The sequence below is a fragment of the Corallococcus sp. CA041A genome (assembly GCF_003612075.1).
Taxonomy (GTDB): Bacteria; Myxococcota; Myxococcia; order Myxococcales; family Myxococcaceae; genus Corallococcus; species Corallococcus exiguus.
Genome location: NZ_RAWF01000528.1, coordinates 1 through 1,568 on the forward strand (window position 1 = coordinate 1; position 1,568 = coordinate 1,568).

The following is a 1,568-nucleotide window of genomic DNA, read 5'->3' on the forward strand; positions in this document are numbered from 1 at the left end:
GGGAAGTCCGTGGCCTCTGGGTGGCGTGCTGTTCGCCTGCGGCCTGCTGCTGGGCGGGCCTGCCTTCGCCCAGGAGGAGCGGTGCGAGGACGCCCCTCCCCTTCCCCCTGACGCTCCCGCGCGGGCCGAGCCGCCCTCGCCGCCAGCGGATGCCCCGCTGAAAGAGGAGACCGTCCGCGAGGACGCGTCCCGGAAGAAGTTCCACCCGTGGCTCGCGGTGGGGGAGATCACCGCCATCAACCTGTTCGTCTGGACGTGGGACCGGGTCCTCGCGAACAAGGACTGGGCGCGGGTGAGCCCGTCCACGTGGAAGGAGAACCTGACCACGGGCTTCGTCTGGGACGCGGACGGCTTCCTCACCAACCAGTTCGCGCACCCGTACCACGGCAGCCTCTACTACACGGCCGCGCGCGACAACGGCGTGCCCTACCTGGCCGCCCTGCCCTTCACGCTGTTTGGCAGCGCGCAGTGGGAGCTGTTCGCGGAGAACGAGTCGCCGTCCGCCAATGATCTCATCAACACGTCCGTGGGCGGCATGGCCATTGGCGAGGGGCTCTACCGGCTGTCCTCGCTGGTGCTCGACACGGAGTCCCGGGGCGGCGAGCGCTTCGTGCGGGAGCTCGTCGCCGCCGGCATGAGCCCCGTGCGCGGCTTCAACCGGGTGGTGCGCGGCGACGTGACGCGCCAGGAACCCACGCCAGCGGAGTGGCGGCCGCGCGAGCTGTCCATCTGGGGGGCCTTGGGCTACCTCAAGCTGGGCGACGGCCGGCCCCTGATCTGGGGCGAGAACCAGTTCTTCCTCCAGCTCGACATGCGCTACGGCAACATGTACCGGGGCGACTTCCACCGCCCCTTCGACGCCTTCGACGCGCGGGTCCAGTTCACCACGGCGGAGAGCAGCCTCATCAGCCACTCGAGGCTCCAGGGGATGATCGCCAAATCGTCATTCTGGAAGACGGAGAAGGACGAGCTGCGCCTGGGCTTCCTCCAGCAGATCAGCCACGTGGACACGAACGCGTACGAACTGGGCGGACAGTCCCTGCAGCTGGGCCTGCTGCACGAGCGCCATTTCAACGCGCGCTCGAAGCTGAGGACCGCGCTGCTCGTGGACGGCAGCATCCTCACCGGCATCTCCTCCGAGCACAGCGGCAAGGCGAGCCGCAATTACGACTACGGCCCCGGCGTGGGCTTGAACCTCCAGCTCGCGTACATGCGCGGCGCCTGGGAGGTCGTCACGCTGGAGGCGAGCACCTCCCACATCGTGGTGCTGGACGGATCCGACGGCTCACACCAGGTGTTCACCGGCCAGCTCCAGGCGGACATCCCGGTGTTCGAGCACATGGGGCTGGGCTCGGAGCTGAACTGGTTCCACCGCCACAGCCGCTTCGACACCTACCCGGACGTGCTGAAAGACGCGTACCAGTTGCGCGTCTTCGTCTCCGTGCACTACTAGCCGTCGCCCTCGAGGATGAGACCCGGGGGCGCTTTCCAACATCTGGCTGCTTACCTTCCGGAAGCGCGGCATGGGGCCGTGCGCGGAGGTGCGGGCGGACCGGATGGGGTACGGC

At 68.6% G+C, this 1,568-nt stretch carries 1 protein-coding gene; it reads left to right on the top strand.

Translation table 11 applies throughout. The features are described 5' to 3' along the window. A partial coding sequence (locus tag D7V77_RS41915; protein WP_368666248.1) for a DUF3943 domain-containing protein occupies positions 1 to 1,453 on the top strand: 1,453 nt, incomplete at its 5' end. Positions 1,454 to 1,568 lie beyond the last annotated feature (115 nt).